This window comes from Nisaea sp. (assembly GCF_034670185.1).
Classification (GTDB): Bacteria; Pseudomonadota; Alphaproteobacteria; order Thalassobaculales; family Thalassobaculaceae; genus Nisaea.
Window position 1 is genome coordinate 105338 of the sequence record NZ_JAXMNY010000005.1, and the last position, 25286, is coordinate 130623.

The 25286-nt window shown below is 59.0% G+C and carries 22 protein-coding genes and 1 riboswitch; of the genes, 13 read left to right on the plus strand and 9 right to left on the minus strand.

Going from position 1 to position 25286, the window contains the following annotated elements; translation table 11 throughout:
- Nucleotides 1-29: 29 nt before the first annotated feature.
- Nucleotides 30-1199 carry a glycosyltransferase gene (locus VOI22_RS19510; RefSeq protein ID WP_323798114.1) on the minus strand — a complete coding sequence of 390 codons (1170 nt, stop codon included), beginning with the start codon at nucleotides 1197-1199 and terminating at the stop codon, nucleotides 30-32.
- Nucleotides 1200-1385: 186 nt separating this feature from the next.
- Here VOI22_RS19510 and VOI22_RS19515 point away from each other — a divergent pair, with 186 nt between their 5' ends.
- Both VOI22_RS19515 and VOI22_RS19520 read left to right on the plus strand, forming a co-directional pair.
- On the plus strand, nucleotides 1386-1718 hold the full coding sequence (locus VOI22_RS19515) for a hypothetical protein (RefSeq protein WP_323798115.1): 333 nt from the start codon (nucleotides 1386-1388) through the stop codon (nucleotides 1716-1718).
- Nucleotides 1719-2258: 540 nt separating this feature from the next.
- Complete coding sequence (locus VOI22_RS19520) at nucleotides 2259-2894, plus strand: putative 2OG-Fe(II) oxygenase (RefSeq protein ID WP_323798116.1); 636 nt, start codon at nucleotides 2259-2261, stop codon at nucleotides 2892-2894.
- 3 nt (nucleotides 2895-2897) lie between these two features.
- On the opposite strand, the gene VOI22_RS19525 is transcribed toward VOI22_RS19520, so the two are convergent.
- Nucleotides 2898-3275: a hypothetical protein gene (locus VOI22_RS19525; RefSeq protein ID WP_323798117.1), complete on the minus strand. Its 378-nt coding sequence runs from the start codon at nucleotides 3273-3275 to the stop codon at nucleotides 2898-2900.
- 117 nt (nucleotides 3276-3392) lie between these two features.
- A riboswitch (cobalamin riboswitch) is annotated at nucleotides 3393-3621 on the plus strand.
- Between the two features lie 103 nt (nucleotides 3622-3724).
- On the opposite strand from VOI22_RS19525, the gene cobW reads away from it, so the two are divergent.
- Genes cobW through cobO form a run of 3 tightly spaced genes read left to right on the plus strand, consistent with a single transcriptional unit; the run spans nucleotide 3725 to nucleotide 9241 of the window.
- The gene (gene cobW / locus VOI22_RS19530; protein ID WP_323798118.1) at nucleotides 3725-4753 is read left to right on the plus strand and encodes a cobalamin biosynthesis protein CobW; all 1029 of its coding nucleotides are present in this window, start codon (nucleotides 3725-3727) and stop codon (nucleotides 4751-4753) included.
- A 40-nt stretch (nucleotides 4754-4793) separates the two neighbouring features.
- Nucleotides 4794-8552: a cobaltochelatase subunit CobN gene (cobN, locus tag VOI22_RS19535; protein WP_323798119.1), complete on the plus strand. Its 3759-nt coding sequence runs from the start codon at nucleotides 4794-4796 to the stop codon at nucleotides 8550-8552.
- A gap of 47 nt (nucleotides 8553-8599) precedes the next feature.
- Nucleotides 8600-9241, plus strand: a complete 642-nt coding sequence (cobO, locus tag VOI22_RS19540) for a cob(I)yrinic acid a,c-diamide adenosyltransferase (protein WP_416366268.1) — start codon at nucleotides 8600-8602, stop codon at nucleotides 9239-9241.
- Here the strand turns inward: cobO and VOI22_RS19545 are convergent.
- The 5 genes from VOI22_RS19545 to VOI22_RS19565 form a co-directional block, all read right to left on the minus strand.
- Nucleotides 9238-10521 carry an FAD-dependent oxidoreductase gene (locus tag VOI22_RS19545; protein ID WP_323798121.1) on the minus strand — a complete coding sequence of 428 codons (1284 nt, stop codon included), beginning with the start codon at nucleotides 10519-10521 and terminating at the stop codon, nucleotides 9238-9240. The genes cobO and VOI22_RS19545 overlap by 4 nt on opposite strands.
- A 187-nt stretch (nucleotides 10522-10708) precedes the next feature.
- The gene (locus VOI22_RS19550; protein ID WP_323798122.1) at nucleotides 10709-11962 is read right to left on the minus strand and encodes an adenylate/guanylate cyclase domain-containing protein; all 1254 of its coding nucleotides are present in this window, start codon (nucleotides 11960-11962) and stop codon (nucleotides 10709-10711) included.
- 12 nt (nucleotides 11963-11974) lie between these two features.
- A complete protein-coding gene (gene neuB / locus VOI22_RS19555) occupies nucleotides 11975-13003 on the minus strand; it encodes an N-acetylneuraminate synthase (RefSeq protein WP_323798123.1) in 1029 nt (342 codons plus the stop codon).
- 6 nt (nucleotides 13004-13009) lie between these two features.
- Nucleotides 13010-13663 (minus strand): acetyltransferase, encoded by a 654-nt coding sequence (locus tag VOI22_RS19560; RefSeq protein ID WP_323798124.1) that lies wholly within the window; start codon nucleotides 13661-13663, stop codon nucleotides 13010-13012.
- A 47-nt stretch (nucleotides 13664-13710) separates the two neighbouring features.
- Nucleotides 13711-14373, minus strand: a complete 663-nt coding sequence (locus VOI22_RS19565; RefSeq protein WP_323798125.1) for an NAD-dependent epimerase/dehydratase family protein — start codon at nucleotides 14371-14373, stop codon at nucleotides 13711-13713.
- Between VOI22_RS19565 and VOI22_RS19570 the strand changes: the two genes are divergently transcribed.
- The 3 genes from VOI22_RS19570 to hisH are packed head-to-tail and all read left to right on the plus strand — an operon-like array spanning nucleotide 14374 to nucleotide 17471.
- Complete coding sequence (locus VOI22_RS19570; protein WP_323798126.1) at nucleotides 14374-16038, plus strand: N-acetyl sugar amidotransferase; 1665 nt, start codon at nucleotides 14374-14376, stop codon at nucleotides 16036-16038.
- 24 nt (nucleotides 16039-16062) lie between these two features.
- A complete protein-coding gene (locus VOI22_RS19575; RefSeq protein ID WP_323798127.1) occupies nucleotides 16063-16830 on the plus strand; it encodes an imidazole glycerol phosphate synthase cyclase subunit in 768 nt (255 codons plus the stop codon).
- Complete coding sequence (hisH, locus tag VOI22_RS19580; RefSeq protein ID WP_323798128.1) at nucleotides 16830-17471, plus strand: imidazole glycerol phosphate synthase subunit HisH; 642 nt, start codon at nucleotides 16830-16832, stop codon at nucleotides 17469-17471. Before VOI22_RS19575 ends, hisH begins: the two co-directional genes overlap by 1 nt.
- 18 nt (nucleotides 17472-17489) lie before the next feature.
- Here hisH and VOI22_RS19585 read toward each other — a convergent pair whose 3' ends face one another.
- Nucleotides 17490-18821: a surface carbohydrate biosynthesis protein gene (locus VOI22_RS19585; RefSeq protein ID WP_323798129.1), complete on the minus strand. Its 1332-nt coding sequence runs from the start codon at nucleotides 18819-18821 to the stop codon at nucleotides 17490-17492.
- Between the two features lie 301 nt (nucleotides 18822-19122).
- On the opposite strand from VOI22_RS19585, the gene VOI22_RS19590 reads away from it, so the two are divergent.
- Both VOI22_RS19590 and VOI22_RS19595 read left to right on the plus strand, forming a co-directional pair.
- Nucleotides 19123-20022, plus strand: coding sequence for an NAD(P)-dependent oxidoreductase (locus VOI22_RS19590; protein WP_323798130.1), 900 nt, complete (start codon nucleotides 19123-19125; stop codon nucleotides 20020-20022).
- Between the two features lie 49 nt (nucleotides 20023-20071).
- The gene (locus tag VOI22_RS19595) at nucleotides 20072-20929 is read left to right on the plus strand and encodes a hypothetical protein (protein ID WP_323798131.1); all 858 of its coding nucleotides are present in this window, start codon (nucleotides 20072-20074) and stop codon (nucleotides 20927-20929) included.
- Between the two features lie 62 nt (nucleotides 20930-20991).
- Here VOI22_RS19595 and VOI22_RS19600 read toward each other — a convergent pair whose 3' ends face one another.
- A complete protein-coding gene (locus tag VOI22_RS19600; RefSeq protein WP_323798132.1) occupies nucleotides 20992-22623 on the minus strand; it encodes a carbamoyltransferase in 1632 nt (543 codons plus the stop codon).
- Between the two features lie 218 nt (nucleotides 22624-22841).
- Here VOI22_RS19600 and VOI22_RS19605 point away from each other — a divergent pair, with 218 nt between their 5' ends.
- The 3 genes from VOI22_RS19605 to VOI22_RS19615 are packed head-to-tail and all read left to right on the plus strand — an operon-like array spanning nucleotide 22842 to nucleotide 25237.
- Complete coding sequence (locus VOI22_RS19605) at nucleotides 22842-23426, plus strand: SIS domain-containing protein (protein ID WP_323798133.1); 585 nt, start codon at nucleotides 22842-22844, stop codon at nucleotides 23424-23426.
- The gene (locus tag VOI22_RS19610) at nucleotides 23426-24178 is read left to right on the plus strand and encodes a transaldolase (protein WP_323798134.1); all 753 of its coding nucleotides are present in this window, start codon (nucleotides 23426-23428) and stop codon (nucleotides 24176-24178) included. The genes VOI22_RS19605 and VOI22_RS19610 overlap by 1 nt, the downstream gene beginning before the upstream one ends.
- A gap of 45 nt (nucleotides 24179-24223) precedes the next feature.
- The gene (locus VOI22_RS19615) at nucleotides 24224-25237 is read left to right on the plus strand and encodes an SDR family oxidoreductase (protein ID WP_323798135.1); all 1014 of its coding nucleotides are present in this window, start codon (nucleotides 24224-24226) and stop codon (nucleotides 25235-25237) included.
- The last annotated feature ends 49 nt before the right edge of the window (nucleotides 25238-25286 follow it).

A 25286-nucleotide genomic window follows, 5' to 3' on the forward strand; every position in this document is an offset into this window, starting at 1 on the left:
TCCGGTGCCTGCAACCTCAACCATTTCCCTCAATGCTTGCTCAAGATCAGATCGAGTCGATTGCCAATGAGGTGCTGACTGTGGGTCTTGTCGAACCCACTTAATGCCACTTCCTTCAGTTTCTCCTGGTCACTCAGGATATACCGCACCCGCTCTTTTATATCCGAAAGGTTGTACGGATCGTAAAGGAATACGTCCTCATTATCCGTGAAGTTATTTTCCAGGTAGCTGTTCTTTTCAGAAAGCACAGCCGCTCCCCTGGCCTGGGCATTGAAAAAACGTTCGGTAACACCGTTACGGTAATTGGGTAGATTGTTGATCATCAGCTTCGCGTGGCACATCGCGTACAATCCGAGGATAAAAGGATCTGATCCTCGGAAGTTGGAGTCTTTCAGCTGCTTTACCCCTCGCCCCGCCAATGAAGAAATCGCCTCACGGTGCGGGGACACAACTTTGATGTCGATACCGTTGAGAGCGCGAAACAAATTCACCCGGTTCTCACCCCTAACGAAAGCGTCAACCCGTGTCATAATCTCGCGGAAAATCTTCCTGTCGTCGGAATAAAGTCCAATACCTAACGAATCGTCCACCGCCATGCCAATGCGGGTTACCGAGCGGGTATCGCCAGACCGCATCAGATCAAGAGTCCCCGTTGCCAGATCGAGCAGGTGGGACGGAAGCGCGTTCAGTTTCTTGAGGTCCTTCTTCAACTCCTCAAGATCAACGCTACCGACGAACAGGAGCTCTATTGGCCGATCAGAAAAGGTTTTCTCGATAAACTCGCGATCCATGATCGCCGGGGTCATCATGGTCGCCCAATGCGGCACGTGAATTGCTGGATTGACGGCGTCGAACCAGTAGTTGACTTCGCTGATGTGGTCCGCGTCCGCACAGAGAAAGTATTGATCTGGATCGCTACATACTCCCCGGTCACCAACCATGAATGGATTGTCCTGCATCCAGCTGAGTGTTTTGACCCGCTGGAAATGCTTTAAAGTATCCATGGTCATGTTCATGAGCAGGCGAAACCGGATCATTTCCTTAAACCCGATATTACGCTCGTATTCGGGAAGGGTTTTTCCGATGACGTTAATTCCGGCCCTCTCCAGCCCGCTCCAGAAATCTTGGGCGACTACCGAGGGAAAGCCTGAAAGGGCATGATAAGTGATAAGAATTTTTTTCAAATTCAGAGGAGACATCAGTGCATCCGGCAGGTGGGAAATTTTCGAAAAAAGATTGAAATGATACCCGGAATATCGGCTTATCAAAATGCAAAAAGTTCACTTTTTAGTTGAGCTCACTCATATTTCGATTGTCCCGTTATTCAATGCGTAAAGGTTAATCAATTTAAGCGCTATACAAAATGCGTGAAAAACCATCAATTCATGACCTATCCTATCGATTATTTGCGAACGGTGATTGCGCCTGGCGACCGGACGGAAGCGCGCCTGCTGCTGAGCGAACGGGCATTGGCGGCATCTAAGGTCTGGACTGGCCCCAGTGCCGGAATTGCGCCGCGCCCTACTCTCCGCTCCGCCAACGCGGGCCCGCTCAACGGCGGCGATGCGCTGAAACAAAACGGCATGACGTCAGCCGGGAGTCTGCATGTTATCGATCTGCCGCACGGCCTTGTCATCCTGGTCAGCAAAATCCGCGCCTTTGGCAATGAAGGGCAAGGTAATGCCCGGAGTCAAACTTTCCAGTCACAGCAACGTTGAAGCACGCTTTCCGCTGGCCTGTGCTCTGGAAGGAATGGAACAACGGGGTACGGCCATAATGCGCTGCCGGACAAGCCAAATCCTTGCCCCGGAGGATGTTCTCGGTGCGGGCCAGCGTGGTTTTTCCGCCAGCTCATGTCAGACAGCCGTTCGACAGGTATGCGAAGAATTTCGCCACACCTGAACAAACGCCTCAACTAAACGGCACCGAAAACGCTGCGGCGACTGGGGCTCGCCTGCTGCGCGGTGACAGAACAACCGGTGCGAGCCGCTCTCGAGCCGGAACCCGGCGAAACTCCATGGATCGGCCCGGACGGAGCTCACACCTACGAACCGGCTTTGCTCGAGCAGTGAGCAGAAAATACCGGATTGCGGCGGCGGGCCCATAAGCGTGGGGCCAAGCGGGAAGGCGCCGGACGGTCTCTCACCGCTTTTCTTCCCGGCCTTCACAAAACTACGACAAACCGGTGTTTGACCGAGCGTCGCCCTGGCATGCTATGGAAGTAGCCGGACACGGACGTGATTGCAGGGGGCTGGCCGATGGAACTGAAGTTCGATTCCCGCACGGATATTCTCGAGGTTTTCCCGACCCGGTTGTTCATGTTCGCCATCGAAGGCAGCGCGCCGCTCAATGACGCGCTGAAAGCCGCCGTTCTGACCCGTGAGGCATCAGGCGAGCAGAATGCCGGTGGCGTTATCGGCGGCTGGCGATCCGGCGGGAATCTATTCGACTGGCAGGACAAGGGCATCGACACCATCCGGCAAACCGCCCTCGGCGCCGTCCAGACTGTGGTGCCGCAGATCGCCGGAGGTGACTGCACATTCAACGCCCGGCTCTCTGGCTCGGCGACGGTGCTGCGCTACGGCGCCTATGAAAAAAGCCATCTCAAACCGGGACATCACCTGACGATGATCTATACGGTCGAGGCCGGCGACACACCCAACGCCGACGCACCCGAGAGCGGGACTATCGAGATCGACGACCCCCGTGGTGCCGCCAGTCTAGCAGGATTACCCATTGATCCTGTTGGCAGCCCCATGCTGGTCGCTCCCAAGAATGGCCAGCTCACCGTTTTCCCGAGCTGGCTCACTTTCCGCACGAACCCTTATTACGGAGATGGCGAGCGGGTTACGCTCACAATCTCGGCGGAAATCCTGAGCCTCAAACGGTCCTGATTTTCAGACGGAAATATTAACCAGGGAGCCACGCTGGAGGTCTTCGGCAAGGGCAACCCGTTCGGCTCCCTCCGCCTCGGACAAAGCCCGGCGGCGCTGGTCAGCCCGGTCGGAGGCGGCGGCAGCGGCGCTTTGTGCATCGCTCAACTCGGCCTCGCGCCGGGCGACGGCATCCTCTGCGGAGCGCAGCTCGGACTGGGCTTGCGACACGGCAGCGCTTTGCTGGCCGGACGTTCCCAGAACCGTGGTTGCGGCAACCGCCGCACTGTTTTCCGCCGCAACAGGTGCGCCGGATTCCGTGGGCGAGCTTGTCTGTCCCGTTCCATTGCGGTTCAGGGTGCTGAGTTGAGGCGCTATCGAAGCCGTCGCTGTGATGGCCATTTCTGGATGTCCGGTTCCGGCCCGCCGGGGCGGGGCTTCCCTTCGATATAGTCATGAATGTAGCCGATTTCAGCCTCTCCGTCGACGCGCTCCCTTGACACTGCCCCCACGCCGTCCGACAACGGTTTTGCTTACGGTTCCCGCCCTTTCATTCGGAGGGGGGATCAAAAGGGAACGCGGTCGGTTCGGCGTGTCTGCCGGATCAAGCCGCGGCTGCCCCCGCAACTGTAGCCGGCGAGCGGTCTGTCCCGAAGCCACTGGACGCAGGATTTCCTGCATCCGGGAAGGCGGACAGAACGTTATGACCCGGCGAGCCAGGAGACCTGCCGTCAGCATCGTCGCCCGCCTTGATCCGGGGTGTGATCAGGGCACGGTCTTCCGTTCGGTGACGAGAGCGCAACGCACCGGTCCAAGGCATAATGTCGTGGAAGGCCCAGGAGACAGAAGACATGACAGAGAAGATCCCCGCCACCGTCATCACCGGCTTTCTCGGCGCCGGCAAGACCAGCCTGATCCGGTATCTGGTCGAAAATAACGGCGGCCGCCGCTTCGCCTTCATCATCAACGAATTTGGCGATCTCGGCGTCGACCGGGAACTGCTGACCGGCTGCGGCATCGAAGGCTGCAGCGAGGACGATGTGGTGGAGCTCGCCAACGGCTGCATCTGCTGCACCGTGGCGGACGATTTCCTGCCCGCCATCGAAGCCATCCTGGCACGGCCGGAACGCCCGGATCACATCATCATCGAGACCTCCGGCCTTGCCCTGCCAAAGCCGCTGGTGAAAGCTTTCGCCTGGCCGGAAGTGCGGACCCGCATCACTGTCGACGGCGTGGTCACCGTGATCGACGCGGCCGCCGTTTCCGAAGGCCGCTTCGCCGACGATCACGACGCAGTGCAGGACCAGCGCACGGCAGACGAATCCCTCGATCATGAAAGCCCGCTGGAGGAGTTGTTCGAGGAACAGCTTCAGTGCGCCGACATGGTGGTGCTGAACAAGACCGACCTGCTGGACGACGCCGGGCTTGCCAAGGTTCGGGAAGCCGTTGCGCCCTATCTCCGGAGCGCGGTGAAGACCGTCACCAGCGCCCATGGCCAGCTCGGCGCGGACGTGCTGCTCGGCCTTGGCGCGGCAGCGGAAGACGATCTCGACAGCCGCCCTTCGCATCATGACGACGGGCACGAGCACGACCACGAGGATTTCGACAGCTTCGTCATGCCGCTCGGCGTGATCGAAGACGCCGACGCGCTCGAAGAACGGATCATCGCCGCCGTCCAAAACCATGATATTCTGCGCGTAAAAGGCTTTCTCGATATTCCGGGCAAGCCGATGCGGCAGGTGATCCAGGGCGTTGGCCCGCGCATCCAGCGCTATTTCGACCGCGACTGGCAGGCAGGCGAGACCCGCGCCTCCCGGCTCGTGGTGATCGGCCATCACGGGCTCGACCGGGACGCCATCACCAGCGCCATCGCCGGGTAACACCCGCCCCGCAGACCCACCCGCATAAGGCGGAGGCTCCATGCATCTCCTCGCGGCTACTCCCGGCTCGGTCACCGACGGCAGCGAAGCCGTCGATCTCGGCCAAACGCCGGGCGACATCCTGTTCCTGAGCGCAGCGGACACCGAACTCGCCTGCCTCGCGCAAGGCTATGCACAGGTGACAGCGGGTCATGACGGCCCGTTCCCCAGCCTGCGGCTGGCGAACCTGATGCAGCTCGGACACAATCTCTCCGTCGACCTCTATGTCGAAGAGATGGTCGTCCACGCCAAGATGATCGTGGTGCGGGTGATCGGCGGCACGGGCTATTGGCCCTATGGCGTCGAGCAGCTCGCGGCCATCTGCCGGAAGAAGAAGATCCCACTCGCCTTCCTGCCCGGCGACGATCAGCCGGACCCGGAGTTGACCGGGTATGGCAGCCTCGATACCGCCGCAACACAGCGGCTCTGGCGCTACATGATCGAGGGCGGGATCGGCAATGCCGCCGAGGCCATCCGTTTCGCCACCAGCCTGATCGGAACCGAGACCGAGTGGCGCGAGCCGGCACCTCTTCCAAAGGCGGGGTACTATCTGCCGGGCCGCGCTCACCCGTCTCTGGAAGAGGTGCTGGCCGCGTCTGAACCCGGCGCGCATCCGGCGCCCATCGTCTTCTACAGGGCGCTGGTACAGGCCGGCAACACGGCTCCAGTCGATGCACTGATCGAGGCGATGCGCGCCGAGGGACTGGCCCCGGTGCCGATCTTTGTCTCCAGCCTGAAAGACCCGGTTTCCGCCGGGCTTGTGCGCGGGGCCATCGAGCAGGCGCCGCCGGGCGTGATCCTGAACGCCACCGGGTTTGCGGTTTCCAAACCGGGCGCGCCGGGTACGGAAACCCCATTCGACGGCGGCGATTGCACGGTGCTGCAGGTGATCTTCTCCGGCGGCAACCGGGAGAATTGGGAGGCCTCGACCAACGGCCTCTCCGCCCGCGACATCGCCATGAACGTGGCCCTGCCGGAGGTCGACGGACGGGTGTTGACCCGCGCCGTTTCTTTCAAGGCGGAAGCCCGGCGCGACGAAGCCACGGAATGCTCCCTCGTTACGTACGAGCCCGTCCCGGATCGCATTGCCTTCGCAGCGAGGCTCGCATCGTCATGGGCCCACCTGCGCGCAGCCACTCCGAAAGAGCGCAAGCTGGCCATCGTCCTTGCCAATTATCCGAACAAGGACGGACGGCTCGGCAACGGCGTCGGGCTGGACACCCCTGCCGGCACGGTCACCGTGCTGCGCGCACTGGCCGAGGCCGGGTATGGCGTGCGCGATATCCCGATCAACGGCGATGCCCTGATCGGCAGACTCTCCGTAGGACCGACAAACGATCTCTCCGACCGGGCCTCCCGCAAGGGCGGCGCGCTGCTGTCCCTCGAAACCTACAAGGCGGCTTTTGCACAGCTTCCGGAGACAGTCCGCACCGAGATTGAGGAACGCTGGGGGAAGCCTGAAAGCGATCCGTTCGTCTCCGGCGATGCCTTCCGGCTTTCGGTGCTCAGCCTCGGCAATGTGCTCGTCGGCATCCAGCCTGCGCGCGGCTACAATATCGACCCGACCGAGACCTATCACTCTCCGGACCTCGTCCCGCCGCACGGCTATCTCGCCTTCTATATCTGGCTACGGGAGCAGTTCGGCGCCCATGCAATCGTGCATATGGGCAAGCACGGCAACATGGAATGGCTGCCGGGTAAGTCACTGGCCCTGTCCGAGAGCTGCTATCCGGAGGCCGTGTTCGGCGCACTGCCGAACCTCTATCCCTTCATCGTCAACGATCCGGGCGAGGGAACGCAGGCGAAGCGCCGGTCTGCCGCCGTAATCATCGACCATCTGACACCGCCACTGACTCGGGCTGAAAGCTACGGCCCGCTGAAGGAACTGGAAGCGCTGGTGGACGAATATTATCAGGCCGCAGGCGTCGATCCACGCCGCCTGACGCTGTTGTCCCAGCAAATCCTGGAAAAGATGGCAACCATTGGCATCGACAAGGATCTTGGCCTCTCTGACCGGGAGGATGAAGCGGAGAAGCTGAACCGGCTGGACGGCTATCTCTGCGAGCTGAAGGAACTACAAATCCGGGACGGGCTGCATATCTTCGGTGCCGCACCGGAAGGCCGTCTGCTCGACGACCTGCTGACCGCTCTGGTCCGTGTGCCGCGCGGTAAGGGCGATGGCGGCGACGCCTCCCTGCAGCGGGCGCTGGCGCGTGACCTAGGGCTTGAGCTGGACGGCGAGCCCTTCGATCCACTGGCCGCCGACATGGGCCTGCCTTGGGAAGGAATTCGTCCGGACGCGCTTGCGGATGCCGATGAGCAGCTCTGGCGAACCCATGGCGACACGATCGAGCGGCTGGAATTGCTGGCTCACGATCTTATCGCTGGGCGCCGAGAAGCCCTGTCCCACTGGCAGCGCACCCGGACCGTACTGGAGGCCGTCGACAGCCACCTTCGCCCAACGGTCGCAAGCTGCGGCGATGCGGAACTGAAGGGCCTGCTGACCGGGCTCGACGGGCGGTTCGTTGCTCCAGGCTCCTCCGGCGCGCCGACACGCGGACGGCCGGACGTGCTGCCGACGGGCCGGAATTTCTATTCCGTCGATACCCGCGCGGTGCCGACCCCGGCCGCCTGGCAGCTCGGCTGGAAATCCGCCTGCCTGCTGCTGGAACGCTACCGGCAGGAGAATGGCGCCTGGCCGGAGCGGCTGGCGATCTCCGCCTGGGGCACCGCCAACATGCGGACCGGCGGTGACGATATAGCCCAGGCCCTCGCCCTGATGGGGGTGAAGCCGGAATGGGACGTTGCCAGTGGCCGCGTCACCGGCTTCGAGATCCTGCCCGCCTCCGTGCTCGACCGGCCGCGTGTCGATGTCACCTTCCGGGTCTCCGGCTTCTTCCGGGATGCCTTCCCGTTCCAGATAGACCTGCTGGACAGCGCCGCCCGTGCGGTTGCGACGCTGGACGAGCCCGCCGCACAGAACCCGCTCGCGGCGCGCTACAAAGCCGATGCGGACGCGTTTGAGAATGCGGGCGCCAGTCGCGAGGCGGCGGAAAAGCAGGCTGGTTATCGCGTTTTCGGCTCCAAGCCCGGCGCCTATGGCGCCGGCCTGCAGGCAATGATCGACGAGCAGCTCTGGGAAAACGAGGAAGACCTCGCCAACGCTTATGTCGCCTGGGGCGGCTATGCCTACGGTCAGGGTACCGAGGGCGAGGCCGCGCATGCGCTGTTCGAGTCGCGTCTGAAGGATGTGGAACTGGTACTGCACAACCAGGACAACCGCGAGCACGACCTTCTGGACAGTGACGATTACTACCAGTTCGAGGGCGGCATCACCGCTGCGATCCGGCATCTTTCGGGTGCCCAGCCGACGGTCTATCACAACGACCATTCCCGGCCCGAACATCCTCGTATCCGCTCGCTGGAAGAGGAAGTCGCGCGGGTCGTGCGGGCCCGGGTGGTCAATCCGAAATGGATCGCGGGCGTCATGCGGCACGGCTACAAGGGCGCCTTCGAGATGGCCGCGACCGTCGATTACATGTTCGCCTTCGCCGCCACCGCGCGCTGCGTCGGAGATCACCATTTCGATGCCGTGTTCGATGCCTATCTCGGCGATGACAAGGTCCGCACCTTCCTGGAGCGGCATAATCCGGCTGCACTGAAGGAGATGGCTGCGAAGCTCAGGGAAGCGCTGGATCGCGGGTTATGGCGTCCACGCCGGAACGCGGCCCACGAGGAATTGACGGCGCTTGCCGGTTGACCCGCACGGGTCGCCGGGCGTCATGATGGACGGCAAGAGGGAGTGAGATGATGAGCGACGAGAATATCGAGACTGGCACCGAGATTGACCCGGAAAAGGCCGCCCGCCACGCCGAGAAGATGGCGAAGAAGAAGGCCGCCCGGAACAAGATCATGGCCACCAAAACCGAGACCGGCGGCTTGCTGATCGTCCATACCGGCAAGGGTAAGGGTAAAAGCACAGCCGCTTTCGGCATGGTTTGCCGCGCCCTTGGCCATGGCATGAATGTCGGCGTCGTCCAGTTCGTCAAAGGCAAGTGGGAGACCGGCGAGCGCAAGGTGCTGGAAGCCTTCGCGGATCAGATCTCCATCCGCACCATGGGCGAAGGCTTCACCTGGGACACCCAGGATCTGAACCGCGACATCGCCGCCGCCCGCGCCGCCTGGGAGCAGGCGAAGGAGCTGATGGCGGATCCCGAAATCGACATGGTGCTGATGGACGAGCTGAACATCGTCCTGCGCTACGATTACCTGCCGCTTGAGGAAGTCGTCGAGACCCTGAAAAACAAACGACCAGACCTGCATGTCATCGTCACCGGCCGGAACGCCAAGGAAGAGCTGATCGAGGCGGCCCATCTGGTCACCGAGATGACCCAGATCAAGCATCCCTTCCGCCAGGGTTTCAAGGCGCAGGCCGGGATCGAATTCTAGGGACGGATCAGCGGCAGCCGTGCGCGCAGGGTCGATGCGATGCCGTTGATCTTCGGATCACGGGCGTAGCTTTCCCACGCGCCGTCGACGAAATTGACATAGCGCGTCGTGCAGAGGTCACGGAAAGCGTCGAACCGCGCACGGTCCGCCGGCGAGAAGAAAATATGGCGGCGCTGCGGCTGCTGGTCGGCGACCTCGATCCGGACATCGCCATAAAAGGAGCGGCAGATCTCCTGCACATGCGCCTGCAATTCCGGCGCGCTTTTGCCGTCCGGCATATGCTCGACCGTAACGGAGTGCCCGTCCTCCCGCGGATAGGTGAAAATGCGCGTGACCGGGCTGCCGGTGCTGTAGACCTGCATATAATGGGGATCGGCCGGAAGCCCGGGGCCGGAGATGCTGCCCGCGCTCACGGTGATATCCACAAAGGGATCATCAAGACGCCCCAATCCGGCGGCGGCAATCACCGGGGTCGGGTTCGCCGCCCAGACGATCAGGTCCGGCCTCAGGGTCTCGCCACGCAGCTTCAAAATGGCAGTGTCATCTTTGAACCGCGGCACGACCGGCTGGCCTGTGCAAACAATGACGCCTGCCTCGGTCAGAATGGTTTCGAACACATCGAAAAAGGCGTTGTAGCCATGGGTTGGCAGACTGCCGACAGGGCGCCCCTCGCCCCGGACAGTGCGCGGCAAGCCCAGCAGATCGTCCGCAACGGGCGAGCCGGTCTTCAGAGTATCGATCTCTTTATCGTCACCGCGCAGGTAGAGACGCCCAAGCTGGACGTTGTAGGCGTTTCCCGCGTCAATCGCTTCTGGATCGGCCCCGAGATGTCTGAGCCATCCAAGCACGGCGTCACCGATAGCCGGCGGATAACAATGCATCCTGTCCGCCAGACTGGCGCATGCGCGGTAGGTCTCAGGATCGGCAAGACCATCCGGCGGCGCATCGAAAACGGGCGCCTCGAAATCCTCATGCGAGACGGGACCGAAACCGAGATCGGTATAGGAGCCGTAATAGTGCGCGAACCGATAAAGATTGTTTTGCAGCGCGTCCGGCAGGGCCTTGTGCCAGGCCTGCTCCGTGCGCAGATACTGGCATCCGTTGAAATACCATCTCCCGCCGCTCTCAAGATCCCTCAGGATGCCGCCAAGCAGTGGTTTGGCTTCGTAGAGTGTCACCTGAAACCCGAGACGGGTGAGATCAAGCGCGGTCGCACAGCCGGTGATACCGCCGCCGACAACGGCAGCTGTCTTGCTGCCCCGCTCCGTATCGTCACGCATCGCCGCTACGCCGCCCAAGAAGCCGGGTCGGTGTCGAAATCAGGCATCGATAAAACGGGGCTCGGTGACAAATCGGCGATCCTCTTCACGCGCCGGCGATCTGGTATCGGGACCGGCCATCTCTGCAATCCTACAGGAAGAGGCCGCTCAGGGGGCAACCCGCGTCTTGATTGCGCGGCACATGGCCTCACGCCGGGACGTAGACGTCCTGCGTGCCGGGCAGGCCGCGCAGGCTGAAATCGCCAAGTTTACGGACAGGAACCGGCAGGCATTCGGCGAAGGTCTTCGACATCAGGATCGGCTCGTGCAGGGTGCGGCACTTGGCGCCGAGCCGGGCGGCAAGATTCACGTCCTTGCCGATCACCGTGAAATCCAGCCTCTCGCCGGAGCCGACATTGCCGAAGGCGACCTTGCCGTGATGCAGGGCAACGCCCGCCTTGACCTCGACGTCCGCTCCCCATCGCGAGGTGTCCAGCGCATCGAGACAGGCCTGCCCTTCTATCGCGGCCTCAAGCGCACCGCCCCGGCAGAGTTGGCACTCCCCGATACCCGATGGATCCTGGAAAATCGCAAGGATCCCGTCACCGGTGAATTTCAGCACCTCGCCGCCATGTTTCAGGATCGGCGGGATGATGCAGTCGTAATAGGCGTCCAGCAGCTCCACCGTCTGCTTGTCGCCGAGCCGGTCGGAAAGCAGCGTGAAATCGCGCATGTCGGCGACCAGAATCGCCGCCTCCATCGTGTTGACCACACCGCGCCGGACCTCGCCGGCAAGAATGCGGCCGCCGGGCTCACGGCCGACATACATGGCAAGTACATCGTCCATGCTGCGATAGACGGACATCAGCTCCAGCACGATCTTCGCCGTCGGCATGATCTGCTGCAGCAAGGCGATATCACGCTCTGAGAAGCCCTGTATTTCGCGACTGGCAAACGTCAGCGCATTCCGCATGCCGTTGGCGAAGATGATCGGCACGCAAAGATAATCCGAGTATCCGAGCGCCTTCAGGTCGGCCAGAATCGGAAATTCCGCCGCACTCTTCTCGTCAATCCGCCGATGCAGCCAGCTCCCGGTCTCATGCACCAGCCGGAGGGGGCTTTCCTCATAAATCCTGGCATTGCCCGGCGCGTAATGCCAGGGCTTGACCTCGACCCCCTGCCCCATGCGCCACTCGCAATGCACGCCTTCCTTGATCGCGTGCAGCACCATAAGGATCGCCGTGCCGCGCTCGACCGGAACGCCAGCCAGAGCCAGGCGGCGGCAAAACTCGTCCCAGAGCCGACCAAGATCACGGCCCTCGCGGGAGATCTGCAGCAGCCAGTCCGAAATCTCGCGCGCAGTCAGCATATCCTCGGCGCTGAGGATCGACGGCGGAGCCGCCGGACGGTCGGTGATTGTTTTCATGCGCGGGTAGATGGGGCGGAAGTAGCTCCGCGGCAAGGCACTTTTGCGTCAGCCGATATCAGCGAGACTCAAAAGCGTCCCCGCTGGAATTGCCCGCACGGCGCGTCGGCCGATGACCATATCCGCCCGCGACGGCGCGATACCGTCCCCCGGTCGCAGATATGTCAGGTCAGCGGCCGTGATTTCTGCCCCTTCGGCGATATCCGCGCGAGCGGCAATGCTGCGCCGGGCGACCAGTGCCACCTTGCGTTCCGCCTCCGTCGGCTGCTTGCGGCCATTGCCGATAGCAGCCTCGGTAATCCGGATATTATCGACCATCCGCTTCAGCTCGGCCGGATCGAGAGATGCCTTGTGATCCGGCCCCGGGAGGTTCTTATCAAGTGTGAAGTGCTTCTCGATAATCGTCGCCCCGCGCGCCACGGCAGCGATGGTCACGGTATCGCCGAGCGTATGATCGGACCAGCCGATGGGATACCCGAAAGCCGTCCGGAGCGTATCCATGGCCGCCAGGTTCGCATCCGACGGATCGGCCGGATAATCGCTGACGCAATGCAGCAGGCTGATATCACCCGCGCCACTCTCAGCCAGCCAGCCGAGTGCCTGCTCGATCTCCCCGAGATTGGCCATACCGGACGACATGATCACCGGCAGCCCGGCCCCGCCGATCGCCCGCACCAGTTCGGGATTGGTGATCTCACCCGAGGGAATTTTCAGGCGGCGCACCTTCAGGAACAACAGATGATCAAGGCTGACAGGGTCAAACGCCGTCGACATGAACTCGATGCCGAGCGAGGCGGAATATGCGGCCAACTCGCTAAAGGCTTCCAGCGGCAGTTCAAGATCCGCCAGCATGTCCTTCTGGGAACCCGAGGCTCCGGTGTTGGTTTTCTGGTAGTCAGCCATGGGTGCCGTTGCCGCGACAATGGACTCCAGCGAGAAGGTCTGAAACTTGACGGCATCCGCGCCAGCTGCGGCTGCGGCTTCGACCAGACGGCGCGCCATGGCGAGGTCGCCGTTGTGATTGACCCCAGCTTCGGCAATGACGAAGACCCGGCCCGCTTCCGAACTATTCTGCATATATCCTCACAGCACCGTCGCGCCCGGTGCGCGCTTACGGATCAAGACTGCGGGAACACCGCCCCATAATTCGTCGCTGCCTGCGTCGGAGGCCAGGAAGGACCCGCCGCCAATAACGGCACTCTGTCCGATCGTGCGACCGTGGGACACGGCGGCACCAATGCCGATATAGGCACCAGCCCCGATCCGGCAATCGCCGCCCACCGTCGCGCCCGGAGCGAGCGCCGCATAATCGCCTAGCCTGCAATCATGCTCCAGGATCGCGCCCGTATTCAGAACACAAAAGGCATCGATTTCCGCGCCGGGATTCACAATCACTCCAGGCATCACTACGCTCCCCTCACCGATCAAGACGCCTTCGGCCACTGCGGCGGACGAAGCCACGATGGCAGGGAAGCTGGAGAAACCGGCCTGTTTGTAGCGGGTCACGGTTTCCCTGCGGCGCACACCTTCACCGAGAGCGATGATGACGGCTTCCCCACAGCGAGCCTCGAGGAATGTGTCTTCGTCCTGTACCGACCTTCCCAGGAAAGACGCGCCCTCACCCGGGTCCCGGTCAATGAAGGAGACGATGTCGAGCTGGTCACCCGCCTCAACCATCATGGCGATGACCTTGGCGTGACCTCCGCAGCCGACAATATGGACCGGAGCTCGTGGCACAATGCGTTCCTTACGTGCGAACTTGTACGTTCGCTCTACGCGGCAGTTCACGCATCGTCAAGAATACTGCGCAGCCCTTCCCGGTAGGTGGAGTATGCCAGCTTGACACCAAGTTCGGACTTGATCCGCGCGGTATCGAGCCTTTTGCACTCGGAATAAAACGACCGCGCCATCGGAGACAGCTCCGCGCTGTCAAACGGAATCGGCTCAGGCGCCTCCATGTCGAGAAGTTCCGCGGCGTAGCGGATAACGTCTCCGCTGGGACAGGCTTCATCATCCGCGACATTGTAGATCCGGCCATGATTCGGCCGCTGCATCGAGGCCATCAATATAGTCCCGATATCATCGACATGGATGCGGTTGAAGACCTGGCCTGGCTTATCGATGATCCGTGCCTTGCCACTGCGCAATTGATCTATGGCGCTCCGGCCGGGCCCGTAGATCCCGGAAAGCCTGAACACCTGAACGGAGACGTCAGTATTCTCGAAAGTGGAAACCCAGGCACGTTCCGCCGCAAGGCGGCGTCTGCCGCGCTCGGATCCCGGATTGGGAAGATCGGTCTCGTGCACCACGGCGCCACCACGGTCACCATAGACAGCCGGTGTCGAGAGATAGCCGACCCATTCAAGGCTCGGCAAAGCGCGCAGATCAGCCAAATGCTGGAGTAGCGCAGGGTCACCTTCCTCACCAGGCGGGATCGAAGCAACCAAGTGTGTAACATCACGGAAAACATCAAATCCGCCAGCGACCGGCGCGTCACCGCAAAAGCGATACAATTCCAGATCTTCGTTAGGCTCCTTCTCTCGCAAACTGCGAACGGTCCCGGCCGTCCGCCAGCCAGAGACACGCAGTCGAGATGCCAACCGAGAACAGGTGTACCCAAAACCGAAACAGAAAAGCTGCCCGCTTACACCTGCACGGACGCCAAGCTGTTTCTGTTCCATTTTTACTCACCTTCTCGGAGGGCCGTACGGGTAAAAATATTGCTTTTAAAAGAAGCAATCGTGTTAGGAAACCGGATCAGCGCAGAAATCCATCAATTCAAGGCTTCCATGTATAAATATCCAGCGCACGTCGATATCGACTTTTCGAGTTTCGCAGCTGACAATCCCGAGCCGGAAACCCGCTACGGACTTCCGCAGGATATCGAGTTCTGTACGCGATGCGTGATCTCGAATCAGCGCCCAAATTCGACCGTCGAATTCAAGCATACGAAACAGAGCCGCAAAGCAACAATTGCTCTGGACGAAGAGGGTGTATGCGACGCTTGCCGCGTCGCAGAAGAAAAGCACACCACCATCGACTGGGGCGGACGCGAAGAGGAACTGATTGCGCTCTGTGACCAGCACCGAAGCAAGGACGGAAGCTACGATTGTCTCGTTCCCGGCTCAGGCGGCAAGGACAGCTTTTACGCGGCTCATATCCTTAAAACCAAATACGGGATGCATCCGCTGACCGTGACCTGGGCACCTCACATCCATACGGACTGGGGATGGAAGAACTTCGAATCATGGATCCATGCCGGATTCGACAACTATCTATGCACGCCGAATGGTAGAGTGCATCGCCTGCTGACCCGTCTCTCGGTGGAAAACCTCTACCATCCGTTTCAGCCTTTCGTTCTAGGCCAGAAAAATCTCGCGCCGAAGCTGGCCGAGCGCTTCAATATTCCGCTGGTGTTCTATGGCGAGAACGAAGCCGAGTACGGCAATCCGAAAACCGACGTTGTCACCCCGATCCGCTCCAACACTTATTACGCGGCCAAGGATTTCGATAATATTTACTTGGGCGGGGTCTCGCTCACCGAGCTGCAAGAGGATTTTGGGCTCGAGGAGCAGGATTTCATCCCTTACATGCCTGCAGACCCGGACCGTCTGGAGAAGGTCGGAATTGAGGTCCATTACCTCGGTTATTATCTGAAGTGGCACCCTCAGAGTGCTTACTACTATTCCGTTGAGCATGGCGGATTCCAAGCTTCTCCGGAGCGGACACCCGGCACCTACAGCAAGTACAACAGCATCGACGATAAGATCGACGACCTGCATTACTTCTGCACCCACGTAAAGTTCGGCATCGGACGCGCAACGTATGACGCCGCTCAGGAGATCCGATCCAAGGACATCCTCCGTGAGGAAGGCGTAGCGCTGGCAAAACGGTTCGACGGCGAATATCCGGACCGCTTCGAAGCGGACAACTTCGCGTATATGAGCATTACCGAAGATCAGTTCCCCATAGCCGCGAAGAACTTCGAGAACCAGAAAATGACACGTGATTATTTTCTTCATCTCGCTGATCGGTTCCGCTCTCCGCACCTCTGGCAGCGCTCGGAAAACGGTGAATGGTCCCTGCGCAGAACCGTCTGGCAACAGAATTGACGACAGCCTGCGGGGTCCATTGAAATGCGTCCGATCCGACTAATCGCCCGGCTCGATATCAAGGGGCCGAACCTGATCAAAGGCATTCATCTCGAAGGCCTGCGTATCATCGGAGACCCGCAAACCTATGCTCAAAGGTACTACGAGCAAGGGATCGACGAGATCATCTATATGGACTCGGTCGCAAGTCTCTACGGACGCAACAATCTAACTGAAATTCTCGAACATACTGCCCACCATGTGTTTGTTCCGATCACGGTCGGGGGCGGCGTCCGATCTGTCGAGGACGCGCGAAAGCTGCTGCGGTCTGGAGCGGACAAGGTCGCAATCAATACGGCGGCTATCGCCCGTCCCGAGCTGCTATCGGAAATCGCGGAAGAATTCGGCAGCCAAGCGGTCGTGCTTTCTGTCGAAGCGAAGCGGCAGAACTCCGGCGGATGGGAAGCCTATACTGACAACGGTCGGGAGCATTCTGGGCGCGACGTTATCGAATGGGTCCAGGAAGCGGAAAAACTGGGCGCCGGCGAATTATTGCTGACCTCGATCGATCAGGAGGGCACACGGAAAGGGTTCGATATCGCGTTGTTGAACGCGATATCGGGCCTTGTCAGTATCCCGGTCATCGCTTCCGGCGGGATGGGGTCTGTGGAGGATCTTGTCGCCGCCGTTCAAGACGGACATGCCGATGCAGTCGCCATGGCCGACATCCTGCACTACGACCGCATGACGATCGCAGAAATCCGTGGTCAAGCCCTGGCCGCAAACATGAACATACGGGAGCTGTCGATCTGATGAGTGCTCCAAGGGTAACTGTTCTCGATTTCGGCATAGGAAATCTGTACAGCGTCTGCCGCGCCGTCGAAAAATCCGGGGCCTCGGTGGAGCTGGTCGACAAATGCCCGCGGGCAGATCAGGTCGAACGCCTGCTGCTGCCTGGAGTCGGTGCCTTCGCAAAATGCCTTGATGCCATGAGGCGCTATGGAGCGGTTGATCTGGCGCGGGAATTCGCCCTGACCGGCCGGCCGTTGCTCGGCATCTGTGTCGGCATGCAGGCACTCTTTGAGATTGGCGAAGAATTCGGAGAGCATCAGGGCATCGGATTGATCGCCGGACGTGTAAAGCAGCTGCAGCCAGCGGCCGGCAACAACGCGTTCAAACTGCCTCATATCGGCTGGGCGCCGCTTGAATGCCCGCGGCCGGGCAGATGGGGCTCAAGCCCGCTTCGATCGGTGAAGCCGGGCGAGTTCGCCTATTTCGTGCACAGCTACCATGGCCTGCCGGATGATCCAGAAGCCGTCCTGGCGACAACGACTTATGATGGGACCAAAGTCACCGCAGCCGTGATCAAAGAGAATGTGACCGGAGTGCAGTTCCATCCGGAGCGGAGCGGGCCGGTCGGACTCAAGATCATGGAATCCTTTGTGCACTCATAACGCCGAAGCCGGGCCGCGTCAGTCCACAGGCGTGAACATATAAAGCGAATCGCCCATTTTTTCGACTTTGGCTCTGAAACCAATTCCCGTTGCCTTTACCAGATTGGTCATTTTCTCGTTCAGTTCCTTGATGTCTAGCTCGATCTTTTTTCGCTGATACTTGGTGCGATTTACTCCGACATTGAGGCCTTTTCCATCCCGATAGACCGACCCTGAGGAGCTCGCCACCTCGATGCTTTCGATACCGTGGAAAATACCAGCGGTCGCCAGCGTCTGGTCCAGACCCGATATATGCTGCCTAAGGACAAGATCCCGATCTTGCCGGATCGCATTGATCGCCCCATCCCGGTCCTGAATCCCCACTTTCACAGCATCGAAGAGGCTATCCATGTCCCGAAATACTGGGGTTACCAGATTGGAGAGGAATATCGTTTCGACCCAATTTGTGTAGGAAGCATACGCGCCGACTGGAACACCGAGCACCATGGCCTCGGTGCCGGTCGTGCAGGTATTGTGGATGAAATAATCGGCCCCGAGCATCCAGGGCGCAGCAGAGCCCTCGAAAACGACATGGATGCGCTCTTCTCCAGACATAGCGTCTTGCCAGGACTTTACATCCTCGGCTGGATGCGGCCTTAGAACCACCTGATGATCGGGAAACCTGTCGCGGAGTTTACGCATCATGACTTTGAAGGCGGCCATATTCATGACTTCAAGATCGTAAAAATCGGCTAAAAACTTCCGGTCTTCCGGGTCCGAACGGTTGATGTACCCCACATTTTCACAAACCTTAACGAAGTTCTCAGGCTTGCCCCAAGCCGTGTTGACATAGCCGAAATTGGTATTAATCAAGATATATCGGCCGTACCGTTCCCGGTATTCCTCCGCTGTATCGTTGAACGCTTTGGTGAATTCCTTGCGCAGGAGATCGAACCGCGGATTACCGGTTATTGTGAAGCGATCCTGGAAATCCGGAAACGCGTCCGTGTAGATATTGTATTGGTTCTGTCCCTGCAGAAAGAAACGGTCGATCAGCGGTAATGATTCCGGCCAGACCTCCTTCAGTACAAATCGCCGGTCAGCGATCGCCGTGACCTCTTCATCGATAGCAACGATCTTGTGACCGTGTTTTTTGGCGTGAGCCATCCAAGCAGCCTGAACTTTGTTCGTCCCCTTGAAGAAGACAATTCCCGGGGCGAGATTCTGCAGGTTGTTGATCAACAGCCATTGCTGACCAATCACAACCCGGTAGCCCTGCTGCATGGCAGCGATAACGAGCAAAAGCCGCGCATTGAGTTCGCGCGCAGACTCTTCGATCGGCAAATACAGATGCTTATATGGTTTACTCATCAACCTGCTAACAAAGTAAGAAATTTAGGCATTCTTTTTAGCGTTTTGATCCCTGCACTAGCAAGCTGGCAATCGCCGAGAACGGCAAGTTTCCCGAGGCTTCGTAAGATCCATAACGAGGAAGTATCCGATGAAAAAACACCACGATCTAAGTCGCGGTTTGTCTTGATCGGAATGACGTACTGACCCAAGCTGTCAATGTAAATAACGCGCCACCCTATATCAGCGTTTGGAGGCTCCACCCTCATGCTCAGCATGATCGAGTCCGACGCACAATGGATATTATTCCGGGGCAACAATAGTGGCTACACCCGTTATTCTGACCGGTGCAGGATCGTTTCTTGGCGGATATGTGCTCAAGGCCCTTGATGCGGAAGGGATAGACACTTTTGCCCTTTCGCGACAGGCGGCAGCCACGTGCGCACGTCATGCCCTATCCACAAGGATTAAGCCGGTCGATCTTGACCTGTCTGCCCCCGGACTAGAATGGTCCCCACCGTCAGACAGCCCGCACACAATCATTCACCTTGCTTTCGACCGCATGACGTCGGGAGACGGCGCGCACGGCGCTGAAATCAACAGCCGGATCACGCAAAACGTCCTTGCCATTTGCCGCGCCTCGAACATCTCCTCGATCGTGAATGCCTCAAGTACCTCTGTGTATGGAAAACCAGACGGCGGATTGGTTTCCGCAGAGACGGCGCCAGTATCTCCATCAGAATATGGAGCGGCAAAGCTGTTGGCGGAGCAGCTCCTCGTTGACGCACCGCAAGTCGCTTCTGTTATTTCAGTCAGGCTTCCCGCAATTCTGGGACGCCATGCCCACCCGGAAAACTGGCTTGTCCGTGTGGCGCAGCGCCTGATGCAGAATCAAGATCTGACCTACTCCTCGCCGGGCTTCAAATTCAACAACGCCGTCCTGGCATCAGACGTAGCGAAGTTCTTCGTCGAACTTGCCGCTATGAACGATTTGCCAACAGATGTTAGAGCGCCCATCGGATCCACCGCTGGTCCGTGCCTCGCAGAAATCCTGCGTCAGATGCGGAGCGATCTTAATTCAAGGTCCGGGCTGAAAGTCTCGCCCGCCAGCCAATCGCCGTTCGGAATTGACAATTCCGCTGCTGAAAAGTGGGGCTACCGGCCCCACGACATATTGGAAACAATCAGGCAATTTACGCGGGACTTCGCCCAAGACGCTTAGGATGCGCCTCTCTGCCGAGATCGATTGTTATGCTCGGAGCGTCATCATCATGTTATTGAAAACCACATCAGCAGGTCATTCGGGCTTCACAAAAGGGTCCCTTCAAGCTAAGGCGGCATCAGATATGCTTGAACTCAGTCAGAAACAGATCGCCGAGTACAAAAGATCCGGCATTTTCTCTTTTCGGATGCATGAGGAAAGCTGCCGCTTACTGTCCGATATTCGTGCACGGGTAAACCACCACTTTCCTGAATCGGCACAATACTACACGTCGATGGACGATGAGACCTACCGGTCGATCGTCGCCAAAGCGCAAGATGAAATAAACGCTCTCTCTTTTACAACTGAGTTTTGCCGCCTTGAAAAACAGAGAATCGGAAAAATCCTTCAAAACGACGATTTTTCGGTCACCAGAATTTCATACCTTCGAGCGACGCGCCCAGATAAAAAACGCATTCAAGAAAATGTTGGTTTTCACAGAGAATCATTCTGGAATGAAAACATGAAATATGGAGTCAACATCTGGATTCCATTACTAAATGTAACATCTTCCAATAGTTTACAGTACGTCCCTGAAAGCCAGAATATTCCAGACGCGAATATTGAGACTATAAATGAAGGCGAAAAAAGCAGCACGGTTGCAAAACACTCGTCAGGCCACAAAATTGGCCTGTTATATGATGTAAAAACCATCACGAGCGGCGTTGATTTTTCGAACACTAAGCGAATCTCACTGCCCGAAGATCACTATGTGATCTTTGATACCAATCTGATTCACGGCGCAGCAAGCAACGAGAGCACAGACATCCGCTTCAGTCTCGACTTTCGCGTGCTCCCGAATGACAAGGTCGACGAGGATCTTGATAACTTCGCGTCCCAAGGGAAAATGTGGACCCGGCTCGAATAGCTCCACGGCCAGGGAAAGCGAAATAGACTTTTCACTATTCGAGCAGGGTACGACGAAATGCCCTAAGTTCGCGGTACGCGCGCTTTCTCGACGATGAAATTACCCATCACCAGCGCATCCAGCCCCGTTGAGGCAAAGGTAGAAATCGCTTCCAGCGGCGTCTCGACAATCGGCTGCCCCTTGATGTTAAAGCTCGTGTTCATCACAGACGGGACGCCCGTTTCATTCGCAAAAGCCTTGATGACGGCATGGAACCTCGGATTGCTGTCGGTCGAGACCGTCTGCACCCGAGCGGTTCCGTTCAGATGGGTGACGCCCCCCAGAACGGATTTTTTCTCTTCCAGAACCGGGAATGCCTTGGTCATGTAAGGCGAAGGCTTGGACATCTCGAACAGAGTGGATGCCTCTTCCTCAAGCGTGGCCGGCGCGAACGGGCGGAATTCCTCGCGGAATTTGACCCTGGCATTGACCACATCCTTCATCTCCGCACTGCGCGGGTCCGCCAGGATTGAGCGGTTACCGAGCGCGCGCGGGCCAAACTCGGAGCGCCCCTGGAACCAGCCGACAATCTTTCCCTCGGCCAGCCAGCGCGCCACCTCTTCTTCCGGCGCATCGCTCTCACGGAATGCCATGCCGGTCAGATCCAGCGCGGACTTGATCGTATCGTCGGCGGCGGAGCTGGACGGGCCGAGATAGACGTTCGAGAGAGGCGCCGGCCGGTCACCAGCAGCGAAAGCTCCATGGTAAGCGCAGCCAAGAGCCAGCCCGCGGTCGGACGCAGCGGGCTGCACGAAGAAGTCCTTGAGAGACGGCAGCCGGTCGAGCTTCAGGTTGGCCGAACAGTTCAGGCCGACGCCACCGGCAAGAGCCAGCCGTGACCGGCCGGTTTTTTTCTGGATCATCTCGACAAGCGAAACCGCACAAGCCTCCAGTGCCTGCTGTGCGGCAAAGGCGACATCCATCAAACGCTGGTCTATCGGCTCGCCAAGGCGTCGGGGCTCGCCGAGCAAATCGACGAGTTTCTGACTATAATAGGGCTCCAGACGGGATTTCGGGGCGGGATCGCTCCGGATAAATTCAGAATCGACTTGATAGCCGTCCGCAGTCGGCTTGGCGAAAACCGTCAGGTCGTATTTCTCTTTACCGTAGGCCGCCAGCCCCATGACCTTGAACTCATCCTCGCCCGGCATGAAGCCGAGATAGGACGTCATCGTTGCGTAGAACATGCCGAGGGAATTCGAGTTCGGGAACGATCCGAGTATCTCCACCCCTTTCCCGGTATCCGCAATACCGTACGCCCCGCTGAGACGGTCGCCCTGGGCGTCGTAGGACAGCACGAAAGTATCGTCGGCCGGCGCATGGAAATAAGCGGATGCCAGATGCGCCATCTGGTGATTGATCATCTCCACCGGCGGGCAATGACCAAAATAATAGGTGATGTAGTCCCGAATGCGGCCGGGCATGTCATCGTAGGTTTCGCCCGGATGAACGATCCCGTCGATGTCATTCATTGAGAGGCCGGCATGCTTGAGACATGCGGATATGGCGCGTATGGGAATCTGGCCATATGCGCCTTTCATGCGAAGAAGGCGCTCTTCCTCGATAGCGGCCACGACCCTGCCGTCACAAATCAGCGCGGCGCCGGCATCGTGCTGATTGAGCGTGACGCCTCCATGGATGCCCAGAATATTCACTCGGAGATATTTCCGCTTAAAACCTCATATACGCCGGACTCTGCATTCATGAGCAAGGAAACGCCACTCCGATCTTGTGGCCGATAACCGCAACTGTCCCCAGGACTTGTCATAAAAGACTTATGGCTTGAAACTTGCACTCGCTTTCTTGTTCTGGGAAAACGCCTGCGGTCTCGTTTTCCCGTTTTCGATACGAAACAGGCTGCTTGGAGTTAGGTTTGCCGCATATTCAGCGTTTCCTCGAACTTGCGGGTGAAGTGTGCCGCTCCCTCGATCCGGTGGCGATCGAGGATATGGCGCTAACGCTCAAGCGCGTTCGTGATAACGGCGGGCGGCTGTTCATTCTCGGTGTTGGTGGCAGCGCCGGAAATGCAAGTCATGCGGTGAACGATTTCCGCAAACTCTGCGGCATCGAAGCCTACGCCCCGACCGATAATGTTTCCGAACTCACCGCCCGCACCAACGACGAAGGATGGGAAACCGTTTTTCGCGAGTGGCTGAAAACCAGCCGGGCACGGGCCGAGGATGCGCTGCTGATATTTTCCGTCGGCGGCGGCGATGCGGAATGCGGCGTTTCGATGAATCTGGTGCACGCGATTGACCTTGCGCGCGAGCGCGGCATGGCGATCTGTTCGGTCGTCGGACGCGATCAGGGTCACGCGGCACGGCATAGCACCCACGCAATCATTGTTCCGCAGGTTGACCCGAACCTGGTCACTCCGATTTCAGAGGCGTTTCAGTCTGTGATTTGGCACGCCCTTGTAAGTCACCCGGAATTGCAAATCGCCGAGACCACATGGTGATGTCAGAGCGCAAATCCTTCCTCGCCCCGGTTTCCGTTTCCGGCCTTTCCGTCGCGGTCTATGCAGACGGGGCCGACCTCGCGACCATCGCGGCGCGCGCCAAGGATCCTTTGATCAAAGGTTTCACGACGAATCCGACCCTCATGCGCAAGAGCGGTATCCAGAACTATGAGCGCTTCGCCAAAGACGCGCTCGCTCTGGTCGATGGGCGGCCGATCAGCTTTGAGGTATTCGCTGACGATTTTTCGACAATGGAAAAACAGGCCCGACGGATTGCATCCTGGGGAAGCAATGTTTCGGTCAAGATCCCGGTAACCAACACCAAAGGCGAGTCCGCAACGTCGCTGATCCGCCTGCTGTCCGCTGAGGGCATCTCGGTAAATGTAACAGCCATCATGACTGCGGCGCAGGTCCAGGCTGTCAGTGCGGCTTTACATGCCGACACACCTGCCATCGTCTCCGTCTTCGCCGGACGTATCGCCGATACCGGCTGCGACCCGGTGCCCGTAATGCAGCACTGCAAGAACCTTCTCGGTGACAAACCGGCGGCGAAACTGCTCTGGGCAAGCCCGCGCGAAGTACTCAACCTGTTCCAGGCCGATACAGCCGGCTGTGACATCATCACGGTTACGGATGATCTACTGACGAAGCTGGTTAATATCGGCAAGGATCTGGATGCATTCTCACTTGAGACGGTGAAGATGTTCTTCGATGACGCAACGTCGGCTGGCTACAGTATTGTCACCGACTAGAATTTTAATCGGTCTGAAGCAGACAAATTCAGGGGAGTGAACCCGTTGGCAAATCGATTCAAGAAGGTCCTGGTTACGGGTGGGGCCGGATATGTGGGAAGCCTGCTGATCCCCCAACTGCTGGATCAGGGCTACGAAGTCGTCTCCTACGACATTCAATTCTTCGGTGATGACTTTCTACCGAAGAACGATCCCAAGCTGACCTCCGTCAAAGGCGACATCCGCGACACGGCGGCTTTGTCAGCAGCCCTCAAGGGCTGCGATGCGGTGATCAATCTCGCCTGCATCTCCAACGATGCCAGCTTCGAGCTGAACGAATCTCTGAGCGAGACCATCAATTTCGACGCCTTCGAGCCGATGGTGATCGCCGCCAAGGCCGCTGGCGTGAAGCGCTTCATCTATGCCTCCTCCAGCTCCGTCTACGGCGTCTCCGACCAGCCCGACGTGAAAGAGGATCATCCGCTGCTGCCGCTGACCCTCTACAACAAGTTCAAGGGCATGTGCGAGCCGTTGCTGTTCAAGCACCAGACCCCGGATTTCGTCTGCGTGACAATTCGCCCAGCCACGGTTTGCGGTTACGGTCCGCGCCAACGCCTGGATCTCTCGGTCAATATCCTGACCAACCATGCCATCAATAACGGCAAGATCACCGTGTTCGGCGGCGACCAGCTGCGTCCGAACCTGCACATTCAGGACATGTGCAATCTCTACAAGATGCTGCTTGAGGTCGAGGACGAGAAAATCGCCGGTGAGACATTCAATGCCGGCTACCAGAACCAGTCGATCATGGATATCGCCAGGATCGTCAAGAAGGTGGTCGAGCAGGAAATGCCGGAGCTTGGGGACATCGAACTGGTTACCACGCCGAGCGATGACAACCGCTCCTACCACATCAATTCTGACAAGATCGCGGACAAGCTCGGCTTCCGCCCGGCCCACTCCATCGAGGATGCCGTCCGCGATCTCGTCAAAGCGTTCAAGGCAGACAAGCTGCCCGAGCCGATGACTGATGATTTCTACTACAATGTCAAAAGGCTCAAGGCGATCAACGCATCCTGACCCGCTGGAATTCCGGAGCCGCCCCAAGGTGGCTCCGGAGCAGGTGGTT